Source organism: Glutamicibacter sp. AOP38-B1-38 (assembly GCF_052377485.1).
GTDB lineage: Bacteria > Actinomycetota > Actinomycetes > Actinomycetales > Micrococcaceae > Glutamicibacter.
This window is the reverse complement of record NZ_JBQSWU010000008.1, coordinates 71,135-98,126: the sequence shown is the minus strand read 5'-3', so window position 1 is coordinate 98,126 and position 26,992 is coordinate 71,135. Positions and strand designations below refer to the sequence as shown.

At 60.3% G+C, this 26,992-nt stretch carries 23 protein-coding genes and 3 tRNA genes; 16 read left to right on the top strand and 10 right to left on the bottom strand.

What is annotated here, in order from left to right:
- Positions 1–40: 40 nt before the first annotated feature.
- From ACT3TP_RS06630 to ACT3TP_RS06620, 3 genes are read right to left on the bottom strand one after another with little or no spacing between them, the layout of a single operon-like run.
- On the bottom strand, positions 41–2,392 hold the full coding sequence (locus tag ACT3TP_RS06630; protein ID WP_096287402.1) for a GNAT family N-acetyltransferase: 2,352 nt from the start codon (positions 2,390–2,392) through the stop codon (positions 41–43).
- Positions 2,393–2,399: 7 nt separating this feature from the next.
- On the bottom strand, positions 2,400–3,755 hold the full coding sequence (locus tag ACT3TP_RS06625) for a lysine N(6)-hydroxylase/L-ornithine N(5)-oxygenase family protein (RefSeq protein ID WP_444619977.1): 1,356 nt from the start codon (positions 3,753–3,755) through the stop codon (positions 2,400–2,402).
- A complete protein-coding gene (locus ACT3TP_RS06620; protein WP_444619975.1) occupies positions 3,752–5,272 on the bottom strand; it encodes a pyridoxal phosphate-dependent decarboxylase family protein in 1,521 nt (506 codons plus the stop codon). The genes ACT3TP_RS06625 and ACT3TP_RS06620 overlap by 4 nt, the downstream gene beginning before the upstream one ends.
- Before the next feature lie 317 nt (positions 5,273–5,589).
- Between ACT3TP_RS06620 and ACT3TP_RS06615 the strand changes: the two genes are divergently transcribed.
- From ACT3TP_RS06615 to ACT3TP_RS06580, 8 genes are all read left to right on the top strand, one after another.
- Positions 5,590–6,858 (top strand): MFS transporter, encoded by a 1,269-nt coding sequence (locus tag ACT3TP_RS06615; protein ID WP_444619974.1) that lies wholly within the window; start codon positions 5,590–5,592, stop codon positions 6,856–6,858.
- A 53-nt stretch (positions 6,859–6,911) separates the two neighbouring features.
- Entirely contained in the window at positions 6,912–7,997 is a 1,086-nt protein-coding gene (locus ACT3TP_RS06610; protein ID WP_444619973.1) for a glycosyltransferase family 4 protein, read from the top strand.
- Between the two features lie 124 nt (positions 7,998–8,121).
- Positions 8,122–8,197, top strand: a tRNA-Asn gene (locus ACT3TP_RS06605).
- 288 nt (positions 8,198–8,485) lie between these two features.
- Positions 8,486–8,558, top strand: a tRNA-Asn gene (locus ACT3TP_RS06600).
- Between the two features lie 516 nt (positions 8,559–9,074).
- Positions 9,075–9,914, top strand: a complete 840-nt coding sequence (locus ACT3TP_RS06595; RefSeq protein ID WP_444619971.1) for a phage holin family protein — start codon at positions 9,075–9,077, stop codon at positions 9,912–9,914.
- 91 nt (positions 9,915–10,005) lie between these two features.
- Positions 10,006–10,920: a DMT family transporter gene (locus tag ACT3TP_RS06590; protein WP_444619969.1), complete on the top strand. Its 915-nt coding sequence runs from the start codon at positions 10,006–10,008 to the stop codon at positions 10,918–10,920.
- 53 nt (positions 10,921–10,973) lie between these two features.
- On the top strand, positions 10,974–12,155 hold the full coding sequence (locus ACT3TP_RS06585) for a glycosyltransferase (RefSeq protein WP_444619967.1): 1,182 nt from the start codon (positions 10,974–10,976) through the stop codon (positions 12,153–12,155).
- A 99-nt stretch (positions 12,156–12,254) separates the two neighbouring features.
- Positions 12,255–12,328 (top strand) — tRNA-Ile (locus ACT3TP_RS06580).
- A 92-nt stretch (positions 12,329–12,420) separates the two neighbouring features.
- Here ACT3TP_RS06580 and ACT3TP_RS06575 read toward each other — a convergent pair.
- Entirely contained in the window at positions 12,421–12,942 is a 522-nt protein-coding gene (locus tag ACT3TP_RS06575) for a M23 family metallopeptidase (protein WP_096287364.1), read from the bottom strand.
- Between the two features lie 406 nt (positions 12,943–13,348).
- Here ACT3TP_RS06575 and rpsB point away from each other — a divergent pair, with 406 nt between their 5' ends.
- The 6 genes from rpsB (at position 13,349) to ACT3TP_RS06545 (ending at position 19,052) form a co-directional block, all read left to right on the top strand.
- Entirely contained in the window at positions 13,349–14,233 is an 885-nt protein-coding gene (rpsB, locus tag ACT3TP_RS06570) for a 30S ribosomal protein S2 (RefSeq protein WP_444617763.1), read from the top strand.
- A gap of 143 nt (positions 14,234–14,376) precedes the next feature.
- Positions 14,377–15,213, top strand: a complete 837-nt coding sequence (tsf, locus tag ACT3TP_RS06565) for a translation elongation factor Ts (protein WP_096287773.1) — start codon at positions 14,377–14,379, stop codon at positions 15,211–15,213.
- Positions 15,214–15,380: 167 nt separating this feature from the next.
- The gene (gene pyrH / locus ACT3TP_RS06560) at positions 15,381–16,103 is read left to right on the top strand and encodes a UMP kinase (RefSeq protein ID WP_096287360.1); all 723 of its coding nucleotides are present in this window, start codon (positions 15,381–15,383) and stop codon (positions 16,101–16,103) included.
- Positions 16,104–16,210: 107 nt separating this feature from the next.
- Positions 16,211–16,768 (top strand): ribosome recycling factor, encoded by a 558-nt coding sequence (frr, locus tag ACT3TP_RS06555; protein ID WP_096287358.1) that lies wholly within the window; start codon positions 16,211–16,213, stop codon positions 16,766–16,768.
- Entirely contained in the window at positions 16,768–18,336 is a 1,569-nt protein-coding gene (locus tag ACT3TP_RS06550) for a phosphatidate cytidylyltransferase (RefSeq protein WP_444619965.1), read from the top strand. Before frr ends, ACT3TP_RS06550 begins: the two co-directional genes overlap by 1 nt.
- Before the next feature lie 143 nt (positions 18,337–18,479).
- Positions 18,480–19,052, top strand: coding sequence for a DivIVA domain-containing protein (locus ACT3TP_RS06545; protein WP_374954794.1), 573 nt, complete (start codon positions 18,480–18,482; stop codon positions 19,050–19,052).
- 109 nt (positions 19,053–19,161) lie between these two features.
- On the opposite strand, the gene ACT3TP_RS06540 is transcribed toward ACT3TP_RS06545, so the two are convergent.
- From ACT3TP_RS06540 to ACT3TP_RS06525, 4 genes are read right to left on the bottom strand one after another with little or no spacing between them, the layout of a single operon-like run.
- The gene (locus ACT3TP_RS06540) at positions 19,162–20,667 is read right to left on the bottom strand and encodes a sodium/solute symporter (RefSeq protein WP_444619963.1); all 1,506 of its coding nucleotides are present in this window, start codon (positions 20,665–20,667) and stop codon (positions 19,162–19,164) included.
- Positions 20,664–21,035 (bottom strand): hypothetical protein, encoded by a 372-nt coding sequence (locus tag ACT3TP_RS06535; protein ID WP_258133595.1) that lies wholly within the window; start codon positions 21,033–21,035, stop codon positions 20,664–20,666. The genes ACT3TP_RS06540 and ACT3TP_RS06535 overlap by 4 nt, the downstream gene beginning before the upstream one ends.
- Positions 21,032–21,748: a LytR/AlgR family response regulator transcription factor gene (locus ACT3TP_RS06530; protein WP_096287350.1), complete on the bottom strand. Its 717-nt coding sequence runs from the start codon at positions 21,746–21,748 to the stop codon at positions 21,032–21,034. The genes ACT3TP_RS06535 and ACT3TP_RS06530 overlap by 4 nt, the downstream gene beginning before the upstream one ends.
- Before the next feature lie 20 nt (positions 21,749–21,768).
- Positions 21,769–22,956: a sensor histidine kinase gene (locus tag ACT3TP_RS06525; protein WP_444619960.1), complete on the bottom strand. Its 1,188-nt coding sequence runs from the start codon at positions 22,954–22,956 to the stop codon at positions 21,769–21,771.
- Between the two features lie 200 nt (positions 22,957–23,156).
- Here ACT3TP_RS06525 and ACT3TP_RS06520 point away from each other — a divergent pair, with 200 nt between their 5' ends.
- Both ACT3TP_RS06520 and ACT3TP_RS06515 read left to right on the top strand, forming a co-directional pair.
- The gene (locus tag ACT3TP_RS06520; protein WP_096287346.1) at positions 23,157–23,501 is read left to right on the top strand and encodes a DUF485 domain-containing protein; all 345 of its coding nucleotides are present in this window, start codon (positions 23,157–23,159) and stop codon (positions 23,499–23,501) included.
- The gene (locus ACT3TP_RS06515) at positions 23,501–25,123 is read left to right on the top strand and encodes a solute symporter family protein (protein ID WP_096287344.1); all 1,623 of its coding nucleotides are present in this window, start codon (positions 23,501–23,503) and stop codon (positions 25,121–25,123) included. The genes ACT3TP_RS06520 and ACT3TP_RS06515 overlap by 1 nt, the downstream gene beginning before the upstream one ends.
- Before the next feature lie 104 nt (positions 25,124–25,227).
- Here the strand turns inward: ACT3TP_RS06515 and ACT3TP_RS06510 are convergent, their stop codons facing one another.
- Both ACT3TP_RS06510 and ACT3TP_RS06505 read right to left on the bottom strand, forming a co-directional pair.
- Positions 25,228–26,271 carry an LLM class flavin-dependent oxidoreductase gene (locus ACT3TP_RS06510; RefSeq protein ID WP_444619958.1) on the bottom strand — a complete coding sequence of 348 codons (1,044 nt, stop codon included), beginning with the start codon at positions 26,269–26,271 and terminating at the stop codon, positions 25,228–25,230.
- Positions 26,272–26,305: 34 nt separating this feature from the next.
- Entirely contained in the window at positions 26,306–26,977 is a 672-nt protein-coding gene (locus ACT3TP_RS06505; RefSeq protein ID WP_444619956.1) for an NADPH-dependent F420 reductase, read from the bottom strand.
- Positions 26,978–26,992 lie beyond the last annotated feature (15 nt).

Genomic DNA, 26,992 nt, shown 5'->3' with positions numbered 1-26,992 from the left:
TCGATGCCAACCAAACGACGCGAGCTGCGAGAAGCTATCGCTAAACCGGAGAGACCACCCGAACCAAGGGGTTGTCCAAATCGCCGGCATAGAGCAGCCCGCCGGATTGATCCGAAAGATCCAGCATCTGCTGGTTATTTCGCAATTGCAGCCGGTTCAGGCAAGAGAGCGGGAAGCTGTCGGCAAACAGGCCCAATGCCTCGAAGCGGTCTGCAAAATCAGGATGCTGTTCCCGGTAGTTCAACAGGTTTTCGGTGACGACCTGCCAGAATTCGGTTTCCGGGAGCAAGGATTCGGCATCCAATAACGGGGCGAGGAAGCGGAAGAAGGAATCAAAAACATCGGTGAAAATCGAAAGCACCGGGTCGCCTCCGGTGCGCACCCGACGAATTGTTTCCGGAAGTTCCACGCGGTCCGAGAGCACCGCAATTTCTTCGCCCAGGTCCTTGAGCAGCACCCGCTGCACCGCCCCGTCGCGCAGGACCAGGATGATGTTCTCGCCGTGCGGCATGAACACCAGATCATAGGCCGCGAGGCAATGCACCAGCGGAGCCAGATAGGCCTCCAGGTACTGGTTGAGCCACACCTTCGGTTCAAGTCCGCTCCGGCGGATCAGCGCCGCGGCATAACTCTTGCCGTGGGCATCGACATGGAGCAAACTGGCCATCGTGGCAAGGGTTTCGCCCGGTCCCAGCATGTCGATGGGCGACTCGCGCCAGAGCGCGGCAAGCATCTTGCGCTGTGGTGCGCTGGGCGTCGTGGCCGCCTCGAACTGCTGGTTTCGATAACCAACGGCCGCGACCTCGCGCAGCAACGCCACCGGTTGCGAGGCGAGTACCGGATCCGAGGCGAAGAGCTCATAAAGCCACTGATTGATGGCCGGAGTGACCTTCATATAGTCCGCGCTGAGTCCGCGCATGAACCCCATGTTAAGAATCGACATCGCGGTCTTGACATAGTGCTTGCTCGGTGAGGTGACATTGAAGAATGTGCGAATCGACTGTTGCGCCTGGTACTCGTCCGCGGAATATCCCAGCCAAATCAACTGGCCACGAGCAATGTCGTTGGCAAAGGTGGTGGACAGCCGGTTCTCCCATTGCCAGGGGTGGACCGGAAGATAAATGTATTGCGCAGGATCAAGTCCGGTACCGGCCAGACGCCGGGAGAGGTGCCGATCCAATTGCGCTTTGGCCTCACCGTCCAGTTCTTGTTCAAGCAACGACTGGTAGTCCAGCCCGTCGATGGAGTCGAATGAAGCCTGCGAAATATGCGCGGCAACCCAACCGAGCCGGATAGCGGACCCGGTTTCCGGCGCATAACGCAGGTAGTCTAAGCTTCCCACCCCAATGCGCCCATTGTTGGCCACGAAGCACGGATGCCCCTCGGTCATGGAGGATTCGATGCGTTGGAAGGATTCTGCCGGGCTGCCGGCGGCTTCGGCAAGCTGCGTGCTGTCGTGCAGCGCGTGCGCCTGCTTGTAGCAATGGCTGCCTAGCGTGCTGTTTAGCTCCTCTAGATAAGTGGGGAGCTGTGCTTCGCTGAGCGTGAGTTCGGTGGCGAAAAGGGTGACAAAATCCAAGACGTCTACGTCGCTGCCGTCCCAGCCCTCCGCGCCCTGGACTAGATGTTCAACCGATGACTGCGAGATCTGCCAGTGATTCAGCGCGTAGCGTTGGGCGGTAAATACATAGCGGTGTCCCTGCTTTTCGACCCGGTAACGGTCCTTTCCCAGGGGGAGCGGCTCCAGCAGGCGCTCGTGGCTGAATTCGCCTAGGGCCTTGGCCAGAACATGCCGATTCGCCCGTTCCCAGCGAGCCGGGCTTAGATGGTTGGCGCCGGCTGATATCCCGGTGGTGCGCTCAAAATCCTCGCGGGTGCAAATTGAAAGCAACGCCGCCTTGGGGCCTTGTGGCTCATCAAGCGTGACTTCTTTCAGCGGCTGGAAGCCGACGCGCGAGTTGAGCGCTTGAATCGCCTTGTTCCGCACATCAGGTTCAACCACCACCCGTTCAATTCCCGGTTGCGCGAAAGCGTGCCGGATGGCTGCGCCGAGGGCATGCAAGGTAAATCCTGTCTCGCCTTTCCCGGCGGGGTCCGGAGCCAGGAAGTGCAGCCCGCGGTCTCCACGAACGTACGGGTATTTTCCCGCAAGACTGGATGTCGAGGGATCGTAGAGTTCTACCAGGAAGCGTGGTTCACCGCGGAGCTCTCCAAGGAGCACCTCATAGTCGGGGAGCTCCAGCAGTCCGCGATATTCGGTTTCAATTTCGTCAAGGCTTGCGGTGGGCATTCCCCAATAGCGGGCATGCTCGGTGGCGATCCAGGAATGCAAAAGCTTGGCGTCGGAGGGCAGTTGAATGCTGCGGAAGGTAAATGAGTCGTAGGTCGTCATGGGGCTCCTAGTCTTGGGCCGAGATTGGCTGCGGTTGGCAAGTTGGCAAGTTCTCCAGCGAGGCGGCACCGAACCGCTGGAAGGCGATGCGGTCCTCGACCCGGTAGACCTCGCGCCCGGCAATGCGGTTGATAAGTACCGAATTTCTGTAGGCGCCCATGCCTAGATCCGGGGCGGTGAATCCGTGCGTGTGCAGTTCAGCGTTTTGCACGAAGATGTCGTGGTTCGTGCCTATCGAGTAGTTGCGGTCCACGTCCAGGCGGCCGTCGGGCAGTCGGGTGATTCGGTCTTCGAGGCCTTCGAGGAAGTCTGGTGTGCCGTTGCGGTAGCCGGTGGCGAGCACCAGCGCGTCGGTGAGGAACGCGAGCTTCTCCTTTTCCCGTTCGTGGTGCAACTCGACCTGGATCGCCCCGTCCTGCGGGGCCACGGCTGTCGCGGCGCATCCTGTGCGCAGGTGAACGGGGGCCGGAGAAGCCACGCTGCGCTGGTAGAGCTCTTCATGTATTTCATCGATCAGGTCGGCATTGATGCCCTTGTACAGGCCTTTTTGCGCCTTGGACAGAGCGTCGCGTTCCGAGATCGACAGGGCGTGGAAGTGGTCGATATATTCTGGGGAAGTCATTTCCAAGGTCAGCTTCGTATACTCCAGCGGGAAGAAACGCTCGGAGCGTGTCGCCCATACCAAATGGTCGTGTTCCGGCAGGCTGCGCAGCAGGTCAAGGAAGACCTCCGCGGCGCTCTGTCCACTGCCCAGCACCGTGACGACCTTGGGCCTCTGCTCGGCCTTGGGCTCAATGATGCTCTGCCGTGAATGCAGGTACTCGGAGGAATGGGTCACCGAGCTCGTGGACAGCAACTGCTCGTCGACAAACTCCGGGAGATAGGGCTGGGAACCGGTGCCGAGCACCAGCTTGTCCGCGCTGAAATGGGTCAGACCTCGATCGGTGAGCACCGAAAGCTGGTAGGCGCCGTCCGCATATTCGGCGGAAAGCACCCGATGGCCGAAGCGGACACTGGGCAGCAGCTGCGAAGCCCACGCGAGATAGTCGCTGTATTCCTTGCGCAGCGCGTAGAAGTTTTCGCGGATGTAGAACGGGTAGATTCGCTCCTTTTCCTTCAGATAGTTCAGGAAGGAAAACTTGTTGGTGGGATCTGCGAGCGTGACAAGATCTGCCATGAAGGGCACTTGCAGGTGCGCGCCGTCCAGCATCATGCCCGGGTGCCACACGAAGTTGTCGCTGGCCTCGAGCACCGCGACCGTCAACTCCGGTAGCGGGTCGGTGAGGGCGGCGAACCCTAGATTGAAGGGGCCAGCGCCAATGGCGATCACATCAAAGTGCTCCTGGGCTAATCCACGGTTCATGCGCGGGCTCCTTCTAAGCGTTCGAGCAGCAAGTCATTGCCGACGCGGCAAATTGCGTCGAGTATTTCGGTCAGGTCTTCCATGGTGGTATTCGGGTTCAGCAAGGTCAGCTTGAGCATCCGCCGGCCGTCCACGGTGGTGGCTGCGATCATCGCTTCGCCGGTGCGGTAGAGCCGCTGGCGAATCTGGTTGGTCAGTTCATTCATTTCGGAGCAATCCAGGTGGTTGCCGGGTGCTTTGAAGCTGAAGACCAAGGTGCTCAGCTGCACCGGGGCCGCCAGCTCCAGCTGTGGCCGGAGGGAGACCTCGGCCTCGAGGGATTCGGCGAGTTCGATCACCCGGTCGAACATGGTACCCAGACGCACCGCTCCGAGTGTGCGGAGGGTGACCCAAAGCTTCAGCGCATCAAAGCGCCGAGTGGTCTGCAACGACTTGTCGACCTGGTTGGGGGTCTGCTGGGCTTGGGACTTCGGATTCAGGTATTCGGCGTAGTGGGCAATGGATTCGAAGGAATCTGCCTCGTGCAGGATCAGCGCGCTGGAACCGATTGGCTGGAAGAAGGACTTGTGGAAGTCCACGGTCACCGAGTCTGCAAGCTCAATGCCCGACAGCCGTTCGCGGTGCGAGGACGAAAGCAGCAGTCCGCCGCCATATGCGGCGTCGACGTGGAACCAAGCACCGACTTCATTGGCCAGGGCGGCTATGGGACCCAAAGGATCGATGGCACCGAAGTCGGTGGTCCCGGCGGTCGCGGAGATCGCCATCGGAACCAGCCCACGGTTGAGATCGTGGGCAATCTGCTCGCGTAACTTGCCGGCATCCATTCGGTGGTGGCCGTCGGTTTCGATGCCGACTGCCGCTTCATGGCCCAGCCCCAGCATCATGGCTGCGTTTGAGATGCTGAAGTGAGCGTCTTGTGAGGTGTAGATGCGCAGGTTCTGCAGCCGCTGAGGCAACGGTCCGGAGGTTTTCGACACCGCGGCGTTGCGGGCTATCAACATGGCTTGCAGATTGGACTGGGTGCCACCGGAGGTGAAGATGCCATCCGCGGCGAGTTCCGGGAATCCTATGAGCTGCGCGGTCCACGCGGTGAGGCGACGCTCAATGAGCGTGGCCCCGGCGCTCTGGTCAAAAGTATCCATTGAGGTGTTCAGGCTGGTGACGAACGCTTCGGCGGCCACGGCAGGAATTGCCACCGGGCAATTGAGATGCGCGGCGTACTTCGGGTGATGGAAATAGACGGCGTCACGCAGGTAGATCTTTTTCAGCTCGTCAAAAGACTCGGCGTTGCTCCCAAGCGGTGAGTCGAGGTCGATGGCATCGACCAGCCCTCGCAGATCCTCTGGATAGGGGCCTGTGGTGGGTGACTCGACGGCGGCCAGCTGATCGGTGACCCGCAGCAGTGCCTCTCGGGCCTCGGACTCATAGCGATCTAAGGTGCCCGAGCACAGCAATGAGTCATCAAAAAGCTGCGAGTCAAACAGGGGGATGTGCAGGGTCTCAAGAGAGGTTCCCACGGATACTCCTCACATGGTGAATTAAGTATTTGGTTAGTCTTCCCTAACCGCGAACTATTAACATCACAACTAAGTAACGTATTGCAAGCCCTTTGTGGATATGACGATCCGGTGGGAACCATCTGAAGGCGCCCAAGGGATCGAAATGGCAGTGAATTTTGAGCTCGAGGCGAAGATGGGATTCTCGCCAGATTTCGCCGCTTAAGCACGGAAGATTGCCGGTCGACAAGGAGAAATGCTGGTCGGCTCGGTTCGGAATGAGGTAGCGTTGACATGGGGTCCCGGTGTGACGTATCTGACAATTATCATGGAGCGTAATGGAAACGACTTTGCGTGGTGAGCGACGTTTCCTTTTATCAAATACCAGCGACGCAGCCGGCAGAAGCCTGGCAGACTTCACCGTGGACCTCATCTTTGTCACCACCCTTGGTGCTAGCGCCTGGCAAATGGGGCTGCTCAACACGTTGGGTTCCGTCGCGTTCCTCGTCGCCACGATTCCCATCGGGTATCTGGTTGACCGTTACCGGCCTCTGCGGTTGCTGCGCATTGGGCTTGCCGCCAAGCTCGCGCTGGCCGGTTGCCTCTTGCTGCTGACCTTCACCGGAACCCTGAGTATCGGGTACGGATTCCTGCTGGTCACGCTACTGGGCGTCTGCAATGTCGTAGCAGAGACTGCGCAGGTCTCGGCCGTCCCGCAATTGCATACGAACACCGGCGCGAGACGCGCAACCTCGATGAGTCGGCTGATCGCTAAACTCACCGCCGCGGATCAGTCGCTGGCGATTATCATCCCTGTTGCCGCGGGCACCGGCTTCGTCATCTTCGGAGCGTCAACACTTCTGGCGGTCGCCGTGGTCCTGGCCATGCTGGCCCTGGGCCTCGCCTATCTGGTCAGGCTCCCACGCAAGCCAGATTCGCATGGAAGTCAAGGTCCCGGAGGCAAGGAAGCAAAACACGATACTCACTGGCTATCCGGGCTGAAATACCTGCGTACAAACCGGACCCTGATTGCGGTCACCATTGCGGTCATGTGCTCAAACTTCGGGCTCGCGCTAGGCTCCGCGGTAGAAGCGCTGTTCATCGTGAATTACCTAGGATTCGGTGCCCAGGGATTTGGTATTTTTGCCGGACTGGGCGGTGCCGGTGGGCTGCTAGGTGCCGCGCTGGCCACGCGCATTGCCGTCCGGTTTTCAACGGCTCGGCTGACGACGGCGACGTTGCTCAGTCAATTTTTCTTGGCCACCATGGTTTTTATCGCCGCATTCACCGCACCAGTAGTTTCCATGATTCTGCTCGGCGTGCAGGCAGTGGCATGGGGGATCGTGGTGATCGTTTTCAACATCGCCGTCTCGGCGTGGGTTGCAGACATCACGCCCGAGCAGCTTTTGGGCAGGGTGAGCAGCGCTCGCCGATTGTTCACTTTTGGCGCGATACCGTTGGGAAGCCTCGCCGGCGGCGCCATCGGTTCGGCCTTCGGCATTCCGGCTGCGCTGGGGCTGTGGTCGCTGGCCGTTGCCGCCGGGCTCATCGGATACCTCGTGGTGCGCCCCCGAAAGGCACTTTTGAGCGCAGGCCAGACTCGGTGACCTTAAACGATAAGCTTGGAAAACCAGCTCCCCAAACGAAGGCTTCCACGCTCGTGAAACTCGTCATCGATGCCCGCTACACCCGGGTCACCCATCACGACGGAATCAGCCGCTATACCGCGGGACTCATCGAAGCAACGGCCAAGATCGCCGACGTGACGATGCTGATCAACGATCTGCGGCAGCTGGACCTGTTGCCAGATGTTCCGTACCTCAAGATTTCTGCCCCCACGAGCGTCCTTGAACCGTTGGTGGCCCTGCAGATCAATAAGCTGCAGCCAGATGCGGTGTTCTCCCCGATGCAGACCATGGGCACGCTGGGGCGAAAATTCCCGGTCATTCTCACCCTGCACGACCTGATTTACTATGCGCACCCGCATGCCCCGAAATTCTTGCCCGCGCCCATCCGCTGGGGCTGGTTCCTGTTCCACCAGGTCTACTTCCCGCAACGAATTCTGCTGAACCGTGCCGACGCGGTAGCTACCGTTTCACAAACCACCGCGGATCTGATGCGCAAGCACAGGCTCACCAAGCGGCATATCGGCCTGGTGTCCAACGCTCCCTCGAACGAGAGCGCGAGCCGCGATCTGCGAGCCGCCGCGAAGAACGCGCTGCTCTACATGGGCTCATTCATGGAGTATAAAAACGTCGAGACGTTGATCCGGGCCATGCGGCTGCTGCCCGATTACGAGTTGCACCTGCTCAGCGGCATCAGCCAGCAGCGTCGCGCCGAGTTGGAAGCTGAAATTCCGCACAACGCCAAGGTGGTATTCCATGGGGGAGTGAGCGACGAAGAGTATGCCAATCTGTTGGCTTCGTGCACCGCCTTGGTGACCCTGTCGCGTGAAGAAGGATACGGACTTCCGCTGGTGGAAGCGATGAGCGCAGGCACGCCAGTAGTTGTCACGGATATGCCAATCTTCCGCGAAGTGGCCCAAGACGCGGCCCTCTTTGCGGATCCCGATAGCGAGGAAGCTTTCGCACAACAGGTGCAGAAGCTCTCGGATCGGGATGTCTGGAGAGAATACGCGGACCGTGCGCTTGTTCGTGCCAGCCAATATTCGTGGGAAACCTCGGCTGGGCAATTAGTTGAACTGGCGCAGTTCGCGATTGACCACTCGCAGCGTTCATCAAAATAGGTTTCGGCTGAGATTTGAAAGGAATCGCCGACTCTCGGGTCGGGTAGCTGCGTGCCTTGGACACGAGTCGAGTCCCTGATTTCAAAACAGTACTTGGCTAGTGCTAAAGTAGTTCTCGTAGCATTCCTCCATAGCTCAATTGGCAGAGCATTCGACTGTTAATCGAAGGGTTACTGGTTCAAGTCCAGTTGGAGGAGCCAAGTCAGCACCCCGTATTCATCTGAAATTGAATGCGGGGTGTTGTTCGTCCGGTGGACTAGCCGTCGAGCACACCGTCATCGGTCACTCGCTGTCACGATCATTTCTGACCGGAACCTTGCGGGTCGATATGTCGCAAATCACCGGGTGCAGATATGGTGCTGTTCGACGGGGGCACGAAGGAATAGTCCTATAATCGGCGTGAAACCGGAAAGACTGGTACCTCTGGCGCAGCGTGTGGTCGATTTGAAAACGTCATTTGGCCGATGCTAAGGTATTACTCGTTGTATTCCTCCATAGCTCAATTGGCAGAGCATTCGACTGTTAATCGAAGGGTTACTGGTTCAAGTCCAGTTGGAGGAGCTTTCATAAGGCCCCAACCGCATGACGCGGTTGGGGCCTTATTCGTTAAAGCTTCACCCATTGGACTTCGGGATATCTGCGGGATCTTCAGGGGAAACCCCGATAGCGCCGCAAGTTGGGCTCTGGCTAGGATATTTATTAGGTAATCGCGGGTTCGCTCCGGTGCGTTTTGAGACGCGGCGGACAGCTAGAGGTTCGGGTAGTCAGCATGGACTATATAAAACTGATCCTTGAGAGCGAATCGGATTTCTGGTCCGTGAGGTATTGACGGGCTTCGGACACGATTAGTCGGCAGGTAACTGATGAACAGGTTGTGAACAACGGGGCATGCATATTGATGCGGTCGCTTCCTATAAGCTCAAGTGGATAGACGATAGACTTTCAAATCGTTAACAGTTACACCCGTGGCATGAGATTTAGCTGTGGGGTTTACGCCTGAAGACTGATACGTAGGCGGTAACCGGAGTGCTAGCGTGGAAACACCGGTTGCCGAGCGATCGAGAATATGGAGAAACCATGTCTGAAGCTGATTCGATGCAAGCAGATGAAAGCCTGAAGTCGAGCGTCAAGAGTGCCAAGGCGCAAGTCGATGGACTCAAGGAGCTTGTCCCGCAGCAGCTCTCGGACGAGATTAAGCTAGGAACCACCTTGCTCAAGAGCAAGGGCATTAGTTTGGGTGTGGCCGCCGGACTTGCGGCGGGTGCACTTGTAGTAGTTTCGCTGTTTGTAGTTGCCGTGGTTGTCACCTTGGTGAACGTGTTGGCTATCTGGTTCCAGGGCTGGGCAGCGGCACTGATCGTCGCAGGATTCTTCCTGCTAGTGGCAGCAATTCTTGGCCTTGTTATTTACCTCAAGGTCAAGAAGGCCTTGCCGCTGACTCCGGAAGCAGCGATTCGCGGCCTGCGCCACGATATCGGTGTGATCAAGGACGGCAGCAACTTCGACGTCAGCACCTTGGATGAGCCAATGCGCAAGAAGGACGAATCCGAAGAGTCCGCAAAGGACAAGAAGAAGGAACCTAAGCCTCCGGCTCCTAGCGCGGATGAACTGGTACTTCGCACAAAGCGTCGCCGCCGCCAGATACAGGCGTTGCGCGACAACTTGGGTCAGAGCGTTCTAGGACCCAAAGCCAAAATCGACAAGGCACGCCAGTTTGCCGAAAACGCCGGCGACTCGGTGACTAACGCTGCCGCCAAGGCACGTAGTTTCGTCACCCCGTCGGTGAACAATGGTGAGAACAGCGAAGCTGATCGTGCAGGACAAGAACGGGTGGAGAAGGCTAAGCCTTTTGCGATCATTGCAGCGTCGGCCGGGGCTCTCGTTGCGATCATTCGTAAGCTGGTCAAGCGCTCCTAGGTTCTTGAACCGATGAGGTGGCGCGGCGATATCACGCAACCGCGCAGCATGGCCTCTCGGAATACAAGGAACTAGTGGGAAAGGCACTGACATGGTTTGGATCGCTATTACAGCAGCACTATGCGGTGCCTTTTGCCTTGCCTTCGGCGCGCACTTCCAATCGAGCGCCGTAAAGTCTGCCGCCGGTGGTTTGGATGTCACTCTCGGCAATATCGGCAAGCTGCTGGGCAATGGCCGATGGATGAGTGGCTTGCTGCTGCTGGGGCTTGGCATGGTGCTCAATGTCTTCGCATTGGCCAGCGCCCCGCTGACCGTCGTACAGCCAATTGGCGCCATCGCGCTGGTGGTGACCACGGTGGTCAACGCGCGCGAGCACAAGCTCACGATGAATCTTCCGACGGTACTCGCGATTGCCGCCTGTATGGTTGGCTCGGCCACGTTCGTCCTGATGGCAATCAACGTTACCGGTGACCAGCATCAGGTCAGCAACTCCGAGGAGTTGCTCATCGAGGTGATCCTGGCATGTGTTATTGCAATGATCGGAATCACCGCACTGTTCTTCCACCGGAAGCTCGGGGCTATTTTCTACATCGTAGGGGCCGGTGTGCTCTTTGGCTTCGTGGCGGTGCTGGTGCGTACCGTCGCAATCGATGTGCTGCACTTGGGTAGCCAATTCTGGTCATCGGTGCCATGGCTTGCTCTAGCAGCTGTGGTGGTGGCGGGGCTGCTTGGTTCATATTTTGTGCAAAACGCCTATTCAAAGGGACCGCCGGACTTGGTTATCGCAGGACTGACGGTAATTGACCCGATTGTCGGCATCGCCATAGGCATAACGATCCTGGGTGAGCTTCGTCCGGATGTGCCTGCCATGCTGGCTGTGGCCATGGCGTTGGCTGGGGTGCTTGCGATCGTTGGCGTGGTGGCGCTGTCTCGTCATCATCCGGTGGTTCTGGATCGCAAAGCCAAGGCGCGGCATTTAAAAACCCTGTCTAGCCATGACACATAGAAATAGCTAAGTACTTCTCACAAGACAATATGTTGATCGAACAAGGACAATACGTGGCCGAGGAAAAACCGCTGACGATCGTCATCGCCGCCGATACCTACCTGCCGGATATCAATGGCGCGGCCATGTTCTGTTATCGCTTGGCCACCGCCATGAAAGAGCGTGGGCATCGCGTGCACGTCTTGGCGGTACGCGGGGAGAACGGCAAGACCTTCACCGAAGTTCGTCCGGAGGCGATTGTGCATCGCCTGCAATCCCACGCCGTACCAACCCACGAGTACTTCCGGATCGTTTTTCCTTGGGAAGTCAATTCACAGATCAATAAGCTCCTGGCTGATATCAACCCGGATGTGGTGCACGCGCAGAGCCACTATATGATCGGCCAGCAGACGATTGCCTACGCACGGAAGCACGGTGTGCGCTCGGTGGCAACAAATCACTTCATGCCCGAGAACCTGGACCCGTTCTTGCCATTCCCGAAGTGGTTCAAGAAAATTGTCGCGCGTAACTCCTGGCGCGATATGGGAAAGATCTTCGGCAAGGCCGACGCGGTCACCACACCCACCCCGCTGGCGGCCAAAGCCATGAAGGACTACGCACGGCTGACCAAGGTGCTGCCGCTGTCCAATGGCATTGAAGCCGGCAATTACGAGTTGGCTGAGGGCGAAGAGATAGTTCGAAACGACGCGCCGACTATTCTTTTTGTTGGCCGATTGGCTGCTGAGAAGAACGTCAACGAACTGATCGAGGCGTTGGCCCTCATGAAGCGGGTTCCCAACGCGGTCCTCGAAGTAGTCGGAGGCGGTGAACAGCGCGCGCCCCTGGAGCGAATTGCCCACGAGCAGGAACTGAGCGATCGAGTTCGATTCCTGGGCCATGTCAGCACCGAGGAGCTTCGCCAGGCGTACCTGCGCTGCGACGTATTCTGCCAGCCGGGCACCGCAGAGTTGCAGTCTCTCGTGACGCTAGAGGCGCTCTCCGCATCGAAACCTGTGGTGCTCGCCAATGCGATGGCACTGCCGCATCTTGTCGATGTAGGGGTGAACGGCTACATGTTTGAACCCGGGAACCGCGAAGACCTGGCGCAGAAGCTTGATACGGTGCTGAGCATGGACAAGCAGGCCCGCGAACGACTGGGCGAAGCTGGCCATCGCAAGGTCATGAATCATGCGCAGGAGAAGACCATGAATTCCTTCGAAGCGCTATACCGCGGTCAAAGCGTCACCCAGCATTAGAGCCTGCGGACACCGCCGCGACCTCGAATCGAGATTTTGGCTGGTCATGCCCTAGAATATTTCGAGTGTGGTTACCGCTCTGGCGGTAATTCTCATAGTGGGGCGTTAGCTCAGTTGGTTAGAGCAGGGAACTCATAATTCCTTGGTCGCCGGTTCAAGTCCGGCACGCCCTACGGTATAAGCCACCGAGTGACTTGTGGAAACAAGTCACTCGGTGGCTTTCCTTTTTTGCCATGTCGGGCATGAGGCGACTGAATCCGCAGGTTCAGTCGTTCAGCGGCAAGAGGATTGACGGGCGCAAGTCCTCGATCAAGAGCGCTGGATCAATATATTCTCCGTCCAGTCGTACACCCCAATGAATGCATCGGCCCGTGCAATGGGCCCCTGCTGACACGATCCCGAGTTTGGCGCCGGACTCAACCCAGCTTCCCGCAGGCAGCTCACTGGTTACCGGTTCCAAGCTCGTCTTAAACCCGTAGCCGTGGTCAATCACCACCACCGGACGGTCCACGACCACCCCAGTGAAGGTGATGCGTCCACGATTCGGGGCAATTACTTGGGCGCCTTCTGCTGCTGAAAGGTCCACGCCACGATGACCCGCCGACCATTTTTCGGCCGGCTTATCAAAGGCATTCAGGACCTTCGGCTCACCGGCCAACGGCCAACGCCACACAGCGGCAGCGGCTGGCTGTGCGAGGGAATCCACCGGTTGTGCATGGGCTCCCGGAGGAACCAATGACAGCATTAGCAGTGCTTGGGCCAGCAGCAGGAGGTGTTTCGATTTCATCTATCCAGCGTGCGCGGCAGAGACCGGATGGACCTCGGATTGATTGCCGGCTGTGGGTAAGTTCCGGGATGAGTTTATAGGCGCTAGATCACCAAGGATCGCTGTTAGCCGGACGGAGCCGGTGTAGTACACTTGGAACTGCAGTTTCTTGTCATAGGTGTGTCCAAAATTGGTGCACCAGTCAAGAGATTGACTTCGCGTGCGGGGTTCCACGACCTTTACAGGAAGTGGGCGCAAGTTCCAGTGGTCCGAGAGAATCGGTGGACTTGCGCGGACTGTCAAGCAGTCCGGGCCGCGCACTAGGGCAGATAACCAAAACGGGGATCTGCGTACAACCCAAACAACTAAGAGCAGTTACCGCGGACGCGCACGCGTCCGGTCCGCCACTGCTGAGAGGAGTTGCGACATGCCAGTCGTAACCATGCGAGAGCTGCTTAACAGCGGCGTCCACTTCGGCCACCAGACCCGTCGCTGGAACCCAAAGATGAAGCGCTTCATTCTGACCGAGCGCAACGGCATCTACATCATTGACCTGCAGCAGTCGCTGTCGTTCATTGACCGTGCCTACGAGTTCGTCAAGCAGACCGTTGCCCACGGTGGCACCGTCCTGTTCGTCGGTACCAAGAAGCAGGCTCAGGAATCCATCGCCGAGCAGGCTAACCGCGTTGGCCAGCCATACGTGAACCAGCGCTGGCTCGGCGGTATGCTGACCAACTTCCAGACCGTCTCCAAGCGCGTACAGCGCATGAAGGAACTGGAAGAGATCGACTTCGAGGACGTTGCCGGTTCGGGCCACACCAAGAAAGAACTTCTGCTGCTCAAGCGCGAGCTGACCAAGCTGCAGAACAACCTCGGTGGTATCCGCAACCTGACCCGTACCCCTTCCGCTATCTGGATCGTTGACACCAAGAAGGAACACTTGGCTATCGACGAAGCTCAGAAGCTGGGCATCCCAGTTGTGGCCATCTTGGACACCAACTGCGATCCGGACGAAGTTACGTTCCCAATCCCAGGTAACGACGACGCTATCCGCTCCGTCAACCTGCTCACCCGCGTTGTCGCAGACGCTGTTGCTGAAGGCCTCATCGCCAAGAACAACAAGGCTGCCGGCAAGACCGAGGGCGCTGCAGAGCCAATGGCCGAGTGGGAGCGCGAGCTGCTCGAAGGCGAGAAGGCAAAGGCTGAGGCTCCTGCCGAAGCTGCAACCGAAGCACCAGCTGAGGCAGCACCTGAAGCAGCAACCGAGGCACCAGCTGAAGCTGCTGCTGAAGAGGCTCCAGAAGCCAAGTAGTCATCTGACTATCTCTTAGAGTTTGCTTTCACGCGCTACGGTGCGTTGAAGGACACTCAATAAAGTCTCGTGGGACGGGTTGGTTATCCGACCCGTCCCACGAGCGACATAAACTTGAAACCTCCTAGTGAACGGGGATGCACGTGGCAAACTACACCGCTGCTGATATCAAGGCTCTGCGCGAACGCACTGGCGCTGGCATGATGGACGTGAAGAAGGCTCTCGACGAGGCTAACGGCGACGCCGAGAAGGCCATCGAGATCATCCGCGTCAAGGGTCTGAAGGGCGCTACCAAGCGCGAAGGCCGCTCGACCGCAGAAGGCCTCGTAGCCGCCAAGGTCGATGGCACCGTTGGTGTCATGATCGAGATCAACTGCGAGACCGACTTCGTCGCCAAGAACGAGAAGTTCATCGAGCTGGCAAACAAGGTTCTGGATGCCGCTGTGGCCTCCGGTGCCGCAGACGCCGAAGCACTGCAGGCTTACGAGCTGGACGGCAAGGCGATCTCCGAGATCGTCATCGAAGAGGGCGCAATCCTCGGCGAGAAGATCGTTGTCCGCCGTGTTGCCCGCGTTGAGGGTGCAAGCGTTGCAGCGTACCTGCACAAGACCAGCAAGGACCTGCCTGCACAGGTTGGCGTCCTGATGGCCGTTGATGCGGATTCCGAAGCTGCCGCAACCGTCGCTCACGACGTTGCAGTGCACACCGCCGCATTGGCTCCTACCTACCTGTCCCGCGATGAAGTTCCTGCGGACAAGGTTGCAGACGAGCGTCGCATCGCCGACGAAACCGCACGCGCCGAGGGCAAGCCAGAGGCCGCCCTCACCAAGATCGTTGAAGGCCGCTTGACCGGTTTCTTCAAGGAAATCGTGCTGGTTGACCAGGCTTTCGCCAAGGACGCAAAGAAGTCCGTAGCCAAGGTCTTCGAAGAGGCTGGCACCAAGCCAGTTGCCTTCGCCCGTTTCCGTGTTGGTGCCTAAGGGTTCAGCCAAACAGTAAGCGAATGCCGCCTCTAGCGAGCGGCTAAACAAGTCAAGGGAGGTGAGCCACCGAGCAACTCGGTGACTCGCCTCCCTTTTCTTGAGCCCGGATGACAAGATAGTTTGAGATCCGGATACAGATTTCTCAACCCCAGGAGACAGACCCCATGCCTACCAGCCCAGAAACCAAACGCCGCCGCGTCTTATTGAAGCTTTCCGGAGAGGTCTTCGGCGGAGGCAACGTTGGCGTCGACCCAATCACCGTGCGTGGTGTCGCCGAGCAGATCGCTGCGACCGTCGGCGAGGTCGAGGTGGCAATCGTCGTCGGCGGCGGCAACTTCTTCCGTGGCGCCGAGCTATCGGCCGCGGGCATGGACCGCTCCCGCGCGGACTACATGGGCATGCTCGGCACCGTGATGAACTGCTTGGCGCTGCAGGATTTCCTGGAACAGTGCGGCGTGGAAACCCGTGTGCAGTCGGCCATCGCCATGGCGCAGGTTGCGGAGAACTACATCCCGCGCCGCGCCATCCGCCACATGGAAAAAGATCGCGTGGTCATCTTCGGCGCCGGCGCCGGCCTGCCTTACTTCTCCACCGACACGGTGGCCGCACAGCGTGCCCTGGAGGTGGACGCGGACGAAGTCTTGATGGCCAAGAGCGGCGTTGACGGCGTATACACCGCGGACCCGAAAAAGGACCCAAGCGCGAAGAAGCTCGAGACCCTGACCTACTCGGAGGCGCTGCAGCGCGATATACGGGTTATGGACCAGACCGCGATGACCATGTGCCAGGACAACAACGTCAACATGCTGGTCTTCGGCATGGAAGGCGAAGGAAATGTGGCAAGCGCCATTCGCGGCGAGCGGATCGGCACCACCGTCACCCCATAAGGGTGTTCGTGGCATAGGATTGAATTAGATCTATTTGTTCGGCTGCTTCACCTGCGTGTTATCGCGGTTGAGGCAGCAGAGCGCAGGCAAAGTACTGAGGAGTACCGGTGATTGACGAAACGTTGGCGGATGCCGCCGAAAAGATGGACCGCACCATTGAAGCCGCCAAGGAGGACTTCGCGACGATCCGTACCGGTCGCGCCCACCCTGGCATGTATTCCAAGGTCATGGTGGACTACTACGGTTCCCCAACCCCACTGATGCAGCTGGCCTCCTTCGCTGTCCCAGAAGCACGCACCATCACCATCAGCCCCTTCGATGTTTCGGCCATGCGCGCCATCGAAAAGGCTTTGGGCGACCCAGAGGTCGGTGCCAACCCATCGAGCGACGGCAAGATGATCCGCGTGGTGCTTCCGGTGCTGACCGAGGAACGCCGCAAGGAATACGTCAAGCTTGCCCGCACCAAGGGCGAGGACGCGAAGGTTGCCCTGCGCAACCACCGTCGCAAGGCCAAGGACAGCATCGACAAGTTCGTCAAGGATGGCGAAATTGGCGAGGACGAAGGCAGCCGTGCCGAAAAAGAACTCGACTCGCTGACCAAAGCGCACGTTGATTCGGTCGATGAGATCCTGAAGAAAAAAGAAACTGAGCTGCTGGACGTCTAATGCCAGGCTCGACAGACAGCACTGAGGGCAACGCTTCGGCGGTGCCCTCAGTGGCATCCGGCGAAGACCAGCCCATGACTCGGCGTGAGGCCCGCGCGCGCCGCGAAGCCGCCGAGCGCGGTCACTCACGCGCCTCGAAACTCAAGCGAGCGCTCTCCGGGGCGCAAGCCGAGCCTGCGAAGCCAACCGGGGCTAAGGCCGCCGACAAGGCGAAACCGGCTACGGCCCAGCCGGCAGCCGAGACCGCTTCGCCGTCCCCAAAAACTTCTGCACCGACCGCGCAGTCGGCCGCCGCTCAGACCGCGCCCCAACGTGCACCCGATGCCGCAAAGCCCGGAGCGGCTAAACGGGACGCCGAAGCTCCCGAAACGCCCGAACCTGTTTCGGTGGCTCGCCCGGATAGCGTCAAAGCCCCCGAGGCTACCATCGGTTCCTCCCCGCAGCCGGCCCAGGCCGAAGGGGCCCCGAAGCCAGCCGAAGCTGCCGGTGCGGCCCAAGCTCCGCAAGCTCCCAAACCGGTAGTCGATGCGGCCAAGGCGAAAGCTAAAGCGCAGGCAAAGGCGCAACTAGTTGCCCCTGCGCCGGCGTCGAAGGCCTCGGACGGGCAGCCAGCGGCGGGAAAGCCTGCGGAAGCAACGCAGCCAAAACCTCCGCAAGCGAACAGCGAGGACCTGGCCGAAACCGGCAAAGCCGAACCCGAAGAAGCGGAGATCCCCGCAGAATTGCTGATCGGGGGACCACCGAAGAAATCCCGGGCGGGGCGAAACCTTCCGGCGGCCATCGGCGTGGGCCTTTTGATGCTCGGCTTGGCGATGCTGGGACTGTTCTGGATGCCAACCCTGCTGGTGGTTCTGATCGTGGTGCTCGCCGGGGTAGGTTCCTGGGAGGTGGCCCGCGCGACAACCCATGCGAAAACCGAGGTGCAGCAATTCCCGCTGTATTTGGCGGCCATATTGCTTCCGGTCAGCGCTACCCTCGGTGGCCTCGACGCGTTGGGTTTCGCCTATCTGGGTAGCTTGATCTTGGCATTGCTCTTCCGAATCCTCGAGGGGCTCAAGGGTGCGGCAGCCTCGGTGATGAGCAGCGTGTTCATCATCAGCTGGGTTCCCTTGCTGCTCAGTTTCGCCCTCTTGGTGATGCGTGGCGAGAACGGCAACCTGCTGATTACGACGATTCTGCTGTTGGTGGTCAGCAACGACACCTTTGGCTACGCCGTGGGCGTGCTATTCGGAAAGCATCCGATGGCCCCGAAGATTTCGCCCAAGAAATCATGGGAAGGCTTCGCCGGGTCCATGGTCGGGTCCATGGCTATCGGCGCGCTGGCAGCCAACTACTGGCTGGATATGCCTTGGTGGTCCGGAGTGATTCTCGCCTGCTTCACCACGGTCGCAGCGACCACCGGTGACTTCGCTGAATCCATGGTCAAGCGTGAATTGGGCATCAAGGACATGAGCAACCTGCTTCCGGGGCACGGCGGCATTATGGATAGACTGGATTCGCTGTTGTTCGCCATCCCGTTGGCCTATCTCATCTCGCACCTCTTGGCCTGGAGCGTCGCGGTTTTCTAAACGCGTGAGCTGCAGAGCCGGTGACGGATCTGCGCCGGACGGTGTGCCCATGGCAGCAAAAGAATTCACAACACATAAGATTGAAGGGTGCCGCATCATGGCGGTACGCCTAATGACTTTTCGTCTAGAACTAAGGAATAGTCGTGTCGCAGCAACAAGATGCTCCGTTCTCCCGGGTCCCGGACAAGGAATTCGGCTACAACGTAAAGCAGGTTGATGCTTTTCTCAGCCGGGCGCGTGCCACCTTCAACGGAGGCGGGAACGATGATGCCGTGGTGACCAGCCACCTGATCCGCCGCACGACCTTCGCACCGCAAAAGGGCGGCTACCAAGCCCGCGAAGTGGACGGCGCGCTGGATCGGCTGGAAGACGTATTCGCCAAGCGCGAGCGCGATGACCTCATTGCCCACCAGGGCGAAGAGGTCTGGTTGCAGCAGGTCGGACGGCTAGCAGCGATCCTTCGCGGGCGTTTGCACCGTGCCAAGGGTGAGCGTTTCCGCCGGCCTTCACGCTCCAACGCCTCAAGCTACAACATAGAAGACGTCGACCGGCTCTGCGATCAACTGATCGACTACTTCGAACGCGATGTGCCGATGGCCGTCGACTCGGTACGCCGCGTGGAGTTCCGCTCGGCGGTGGGCACCGAAGGCTACGAAGAGTCCCAGGTGGACGCGTTCCTCGACCGCGTGGTCGAGCTGATGGCTTCGATCGACTAAGAATTTTGCGACGCGCTGAACCGCGGCTCTGGCAGGCCAGCAGGCCTGCCAGAGCCGCGGTTAGTGCTTTAAAGCGTCCTGGGCTGCATCGCTTCGATTCGTGGCCGAATCAGCGGAGCCGGTCAGCGCCCGTGTCACCCGATGGCTTGTAGCTGCGCTCGGGCACATGCAGCAGCGCCATCACCCGGTCGGCATTGGCCGGGATCCTGCGCCCGGTGGACTTGGAGACCAGGATCATCACCACGAAGGCCAGCGGAACGCTCCACGCCGCCGGCTGGCGAAGCATCAGCACCCACAGCGAATCGCTGCTTTCGGGCAGCATATTCGACCCGAGCAACGCCAAGCCGCAGCAGGCCGCCCCGACGGACATGCCGGCAATGGCCCCGCGGGCGGTGAGCGAACGCCACCAGATGCCCAGCAGGAGCAGCGGGCAAATGGTCGAGGCGGTAAATGCGAAGACGTTGCCGATGGCGCCGGCCAACGCCAAGGAATTCGTGAGCAAGGCGATCAGCACCGGCAGCGCGGTGGCGAGCACCGTGGAGATCCTGAATCCGCGCACGGTGCCCTGGAAGAATTCTTGCGACAACGCTCCGGCCAGGGAGACGGCCAGCCCGGAGGTGGTGGACAAGAACGCCGCGAAGGCTCCTCCCACTACGATCGCGGTGAGCAGATCGGCGAGGAACCCATCGAAGATGCGTTGCGGCAGCAGCAGGATCGTCGCATCGGCGTTATTGGCGCTCAGATCCTGGGTATAGAGGATCCCCAGCACCCCCAGGGTGGTGGGGAGCAGGTAGAACACCGAGAGCAGGCAGAGCACAATGGCCGTCGTGGTGCGTGCGGCTTGCCCCGAGGGGTTCGTGTAGAAGCGCACCAGCACGTGGGGCAGGCCCAAGGTGCCAAAGAGCAAGGCCAGGATGATCGAAATCGTCTCGTAGAGGCTCATCCCACCGATGGACTGCAACTGCCCGGCGACCGCTGCCGCCCGCTCGGGCACCGAGTATTCCGGCATGACCTGGAAGAGCACGAATAAGGTCGGGATCACCAGGGCCGCAAGCTTAAACCAGTATTGGAAGGCCTGCACAAAGGTGACCGAACGCATCCCGCCGGAGACCACTGTCAGGCACACCACCGCGGCGACGATCACCGGTCCGACCCAGCCGGGCAGCCCGGTGGCGATGGACAGGGTCAGCGACGCGCCATGCATCTGCGGGACGATATACAGCCAGCAGATGATCACCACCAGATAGGTGGTGATCTTGCGCAGGAGCACGGAATCTTCGAAGCGGATCTGGGCGAAGTCCGGGATGGTGTAGGCCTGGGAGCGGCGCAGCGGAGCGGCCACAAAGAGCAGCAGCATCAGGTACCCGGCGGTGTAGCCGATGGGGAACCAGAGCCCGGACTGGCCGCTGAGCACAATCAACCCGGCCACACCGAGGAAGGAGGCCGCCGAAAGGTATTCTCCGCCGATGGCCGAGGCATTCCACCAGGGTTTTACGGTGCGCGAGGCCACGTAGAAATCGCTGGTCGTGCGGGAGAGCCGCAGCCCGTAGAAAGCGATGAGCATGGTGGCCACGCAGACCATCAGCAGCGCCAGGATGGAAAGCACGCCGGTCATCGAGAGATGCTCCGGTAGCGTCGCTCGTTGCGCGCTGCGGCCCGATTGAACAACAGCCCGGCAACGATGATCATCGGGTAGATTCCCACGCCCAAGATCCACCAGGGAAGGGGAATGTGGAAGAGCGTCACCTGGGCGACCACCGGCCAGAAGGCCAAAATCGCCGAGATGCCCACCAGCATGATGAGCAGCCCCGCAGCGACCGCCATCGCCAAGCGAAGCTGGGAACGGATCAGCTGGCGCACGTAGAAGGTCTCGGCGCTCTGCTCGGGGCGGGCGGCGGCGATATTCAGGCTTGCGTTCTGCGGTGCCTGCACGCGCACGCGTTGCGGGCGCTGTTCGGCAAATCGGTCTTGCTCCGGGCTCACGATGGGCGGATCCGGTTCGCGGCCAATCGTTCACGCAGGTCGGGCAGGGCGCGCCGGGAGATCGGCAGCTCGGCGCCGTGGACCACTACCGCCGCCTTGCCCGTTTGCAGCCGCACCGTCTCGATCTTGTCCATGCAGACCAGATAGGAGCGGTGGATCCGCACATAGCCGGATCCGGCCCACTGCTGTTCGAGGTCATTGAGCGGCACGCGAATCAGGTAGCTGGCATCGCGGGTGTGCAGCCGAGCGTAGTCGCCTTGGGCTTGGACATAGCCGATATCTTCGCGGGCAATGAGCTTGGTGATGCCGCCTTGGTCAACGGTGATCATTTCGGGTTTGGCCGGTTCGTCATCGACCAGTTCGCAGATGCGGCGCACCGATTCGGCCAGGCGCTGCGGGCGGATGGGTTTGAGCACGTAGTCGATTGCCGCCAGCTCGAAAGCCTGGAGTGCCTGGTCCTCGTCGGCGGTGACAAACACGATCAGCGGCGGGTGGGTGAAGCGGGAGATGACTCGGGCGATATCCAATCCGGACAGCGCCGGCATGTGGATGTCCAGGAACAGGGCATCAACGTCGTTTTCTTCCAGTGCCTTCAGCGCCGCGGCGCCGGAGGTGGCACGGTGGATTTTTCCGATACGCGAATCCTGTCCGAGCAGGAAGGAGATTTCTTCAACCGCTGGAAGTTCATCATCGGCAACGACCACATTAATCATGGCTAAAACTCTACCGTCAGTTAGGCCAATACGTCTGTCTCTAGCCCTTGTGGGGGACGGAACTTGGGGATTCTCAGGGTAATCAGCGTCCCGGCACCCGGAGCGGTGTCGATGAGCAGCCCATTGGCGTTGCCGTAGAGCTGGCGCAGCCGCAAATCGACGTTGCGCAATCCGACGTGCATATTCACGGTGGTTCCGGCCAATACCGAGGCCAGCTGTTCCGGGTCCATGCCGGCCCCGTCGTCTTCCACGGCGATCACCGCGTGCAAACCGTCCTCGGTGGCGGTAATCGAAATCCTTCCGCCGTCCGGGCGGGCTTCCAGCCCGTGGTGCACGGCGTTCTCCACCAGTGGCTGGAGGCACAGAAACGGGATCTGGGTGGGCAATACTTCGGGGGCGATCTGCAGCGACACCTTAATGCGATCCCCGAAGCGGGCCTTTTCCAGGAGGAGATAGCGGTCAATGGCTTCGAGCTCTTCGGCCAAGGTGGTGAACTCACCACGACGGCGGAAGGAGTACCGGGTGAAGTCCGCGAACTCGATGACCAGTTCGCGGGCACGCGCCGGATCGGTGTTGATGAAGGAGGCGATCGCGTTCAGCGAGTTGTAGATGAAATGCGGGGAGATCTGCGCGCGCAGCGCACGCATCTGCGCCTCGAGCAGCTGCGCCTTGGACTCGTCGAGTTCGGCGGTGGTGACCTGTGCGGAGACGAAGACCGCGACCTCGCTGACGGCTCGCACGAAGCTCGCCCCGGCGCGTTCGGCCAGGGCGGTGACGGTGCCCACCGCCTGCCCGCCCACCATGATCGGGGCCGCCACCAGATCCAGCCCGGAGGTGCGGTGGACCTGTGTTTTCTGGCTGCCGATCACCGAGGAGCTGACGGACTGGGCGTGTGCTTCGAGATCGGCGGTGAACTCGATGGCCGCGTCGGTGGCGAGGATCGCCCTGGTGTCGCTGATCAGGAAGGCGGAGCAGCCCAGCAGCTTGCGCAGCGCCTTGGCGCTTTTGGCCGCACCCTCTTCGGTGAGCCCGCGTCCGAGGTGGGGGACCGCAATGGACATATGGTGCAGGGCCTGGAAGGTGGCTTCCTCCGCGTAGGTCCCCAGTTCGTTGGTGGAACGGGAGATCTTGAATCCCAGGTAGCCAACGATGGCGATGCCCACGACCACGATGGTGACGATGAGGGTGATCTGCAGCGCTGGTGACATATTTCAATCCTAAAGCCCGCCGCCGTCGTTGACCGTTCGTCGTCACGCAGCGTGCCGTTGAGCGCAGGAATTTATCCGCTAATCCATTGGCGTGGCCGAACCCCTAGTGGGGGACGGGCAAATGACCAATAGTGAACTTAGTCACAATGCACATGTGTGCGTCATCACTACCCTGTTTAACTCGTTCAAGGAGGGCACCAATGAGTGCTGAATCGCAACCCGATGTCACCGATGACATTGATTTTGTGGCGGAAAGGGATTCGGAAGAATTCCAGGAACTGCGCAAGACCCACCGCAGCTTCGTTTTCCCCATGGCAATCTTTTTCCTCGTTTGGTACTTCGCCTACGTCTTGTTGGCGGACTACTTCCATGACTTTATGTCCATCAAGGTTTTCGGCAACATCAATATGGGTATCCTGCTTGGCCTGTTGCAGTTTGTCTCGACCTTCGTCATCACCGCACTGTACGTGCAGTTCTCCAACAATAAACTTGATCCCAAGGCTTCGAAGATTCGTGAGCGTCTGGAAAAAGAGGGCGTGAACTAATGAATTCTTCGCTGATCCTGGCCCAGGGGGCCGAATCGACTCAGGTCGGCAACCCGCTGGTGAATATCGCAATCTTCGCCGCATTTGTGGGCATCACCTTGGTGATCGTGCTCAAGGCAAGCAAGAACAATAAAACCGCCGCGGACTACTACGCCGGTGGCCGTTCCTTCACCGGAACGCAAAACGGTACGGCCATTGCCGGCGACTACCTTTCCGCAGCGTCGTTCCTGGGCATTGTCGGTGCCATCGCGATCAACGGCTACGACGGATTCCTGTATTCCATCGGTTTCCTCGTCGCCTGGTTGGTGGCCCTGCTGCTGGTGGCCGAACTGCTGCGCAACACCGGCAAGTTCACCATGGCAGATGTGCTCTCCTTCCGCTTGAAGCAGCGCCCGGTGCGTATCGCCGCGGCGGTCTCCACCCTCGCGGTGTGCGTCTTCTACTTGCTGGCGCAGATGGCCGGAGCCGGTGCGCTGGTCTCCCTGCTGCTGGGCATTGATGGCAAGTTGGGGCAATCGCTGGTCATCATCGTCGTCGGCGCGCTGATGATCATGTACGTACTGATCGGCGGCATGAAGGGCACCACCTGGGTGCAGATCATCAAGGCTTGCCTGCTGATCGCCGGCGCACTGATCATGACCGTGTGGACGCTGGCGTTGTTCGGGTTCAACTTCTCCGAGCTGCTGGGCAAGGCCGCCGAGGTCGCCGGCAATCCGGAGCTGCTCAACCCGGGCCTGAAGTACGGCATGAGCGGAACCTCGAAGCTTGACTTCATCTCGCTGGCCTTGGCCCTGGTCCTTGGCACCGCGGGCCTGCCGCACGTGCTGATGCGTTTCTACACCGTGCCAACTGCCAAGGAAGCGCGCAGGTCGGTTGTCTGGGCGATCTGGCTGATCGGCGCCTTCTACTTGTTCACCCTGGTTCTCGGCTTCGGCGCGGGCGCACTGATCGGTCCGGATCGAATCAAGGCCGCTCCGGGTGGCGTGAACTCTGCCGCTCCGCTGCTCGCCTACGAATTAGGTGGCACGCTGCTGCTGGGTCTGATCTCGGCGGTCGCCTTCGCAACCATCCTCGCGGTGGTCGCCGGCCTGACGATTACCGCCGCCGCCTCCTTCGCCCACGACGTCTATGCCTCGGTGATCGCCAAGGACAAGACGACTCCGGAAAAGGAGATGAAGGTTGCCCGCCGCACGGTAGTGATCATCGGTATCTTCGCCATCGCCGGCGGTATCGGCGCCCAGGGGCAGAACGTTGCCTTCCTGGTGGCGCTGGCCTTCGCGGTCGCCGCTTCGGCTAACCTGCCAACCATCCTGTACTCGCTGTTCTGGAAGGGTTTCAAGACCCGCGGTGCGGTATGGTCCATGTACGGTGGCCTGTCCTCGGCACTGCTGCTGATCATCTTCTCCCCGGTCTTCTCCGGTTCGGAGACCTCGATGATCCCAAGCATCGATATGGCCATCTTCCCACTGGCCAACCCCGGCATTGTCTCGATCCCGTTGGCCTTCCTCTTGGGCTGGCTCGGTTCGATCACCGATCCGGGCGTTGAAGACATTACCAAGCAGGCAGAGATGGAAGTTCGCTCGCTGACCGGCGTCGGCGCCGAAAAGGCGGTCGATCACTAGCCCGAGGCTCAGCAACGGATAACGAATCAGGGCGGTGCCCGGGATCGGCCAGCAATGGCTGATCCCGGGCACCGCCCGTTTAACGGCTGGCCTTGGCCCGGGGGCTACTTCTGCGTGAGAAGCCGTTCCACCCGCGGCTTGACCTCGGTTGCAAGCAACGAAATTGACTCCAGCAAGTGTTCCTGGGGCAGCCCGCCGATGTCGCTTTGCAGGAAGTGGCGCATGTGCCCCAGGTATCCGTGCAGGTGGACGATGCGTTCGGCGACCTCGTCGGGGGAGCCGACGTAGTAGGCGCCGGGGGCGGCCACCTGGGCGTCGAAGGCCCGCTTGTCCGGCTTCGGCCAGCCGCGCAGGCGGCCCATTTCGATATTCAGGTTGTACCAGCCCGGGTAGAAGCGTTCCTCCGCTTCCTTCGCGGAGGGGGCGACAAGCCCCAGCGCCGCTACCGAAACCTTCAGGCTCTGCAAGGCGTGTCCGGCGGCCGCCCCGGATGTGCGGTAGAGCTCCGCCAGCGGTGCGAAACGATGCGGGGCGCCGCCGATGATCCCGTAGGAGACCGGCAAGCCGAGCCGTCCGGCACGGGCCGACGAGGCCGCGTTTCCTCCGGTGGCGAGCCAGATCGGCAGTTTGCCCTGCGCCGGGCGGGGCACCACCGCCAGATTCGCCAGGGCCGGGCGCGTGGTTCCGGACCAGGTGATGTTTTCGGATGCGGAGTCGTTGATGTTCATCAGCAGATTCAGCTTCTGCTCATAGAGCTCGTCATAGTCCTGGAGATCAAAGCCGAAGAGCGGGAAGGTCTCGACCGAGGAGCCGCGGCCGGCGGTGAGCTCCACCCGACCGCCACCGGAGATGATATCGGCCGTGGCAAATTGCTGATATATCCGCACCGGATCATCGGTGCTGATAATGCTTGCCGCGCTGCCCAGCGTGATCTGCTTTGTGGCGGCGGCCGCCGCGCTGATCAACGCGCCGGGGGAGGAAGCCGGCATGGTGGTGGTGTGGTGCTCGCCGATCCCGAAGTAGTCAAGGCCGCTGGCATCGGCATGCTTGACGGCTTCGAAGAGGTTGCTGATCGCTTGGGCGGTGGAACCCAGCGAACCGTCGGGGTTTCGCTGGGTGTCGCCGAAGCTGTAGGCGCCGATTTCCATGGGGCAGGTTCCTTTGCGTGAGTCGGTTGCCGGGCTAGGTGGGGATGCGAACGGTGTGCAGCAGCTCGTTGAGCTCGGTGGCGTTGAACCTTCCGTTGAAGATCTCGCTTCCCGGTTCGAAGAGCCTCCCGGCCTCCAAGCCGCCTGCATCCACCGCGTCGAATCCGATCCGTTCGATAAACCTGCGCAGCACCGTTTTGGCCGCGCAATTATCGCCGGCGATCGCCAGCGCCCGGCGTTCGCCGGTTGCCGCGGGAAGCGCGTCGGGCTCCATCTCGTGGTAGCCGATGTGGTTGAAGGATTTCAGCACATGGGAGGCCGAGAGGAACGCCGCCACGACTTCGCTGGAAGTCAGTGCGGTATTCACGAAGTCGGGGATCTCCCCGTCGGTGGCGGACCAGTAATTCATCGCGTCCACGACGATCTTGCCCGACAGCGCATGGGAGTCGAGGTCCTTGAACTTGTGCAACGGGATGGCCACGATGACCAGGTCGGCGGCGGCCGCTTCGGAGGCGCTGACCGCTTCGGCTCCCGGGGTGACGATCTCGATGATCAGCGAGTTCTCTTCGGCAGGTTTTGAGGTAGCGAGTTTAACCCGGTACCCGGCCGCGAGGGCCAAGCGGGCAATGGCGGTACCCACGCGACCGGCTCCGAGAATGCCGATCGTTGCCTGCGGGGCCAGGGACGCCCCTTCGATTGTGTTCACCAAAGCCACCCTTCA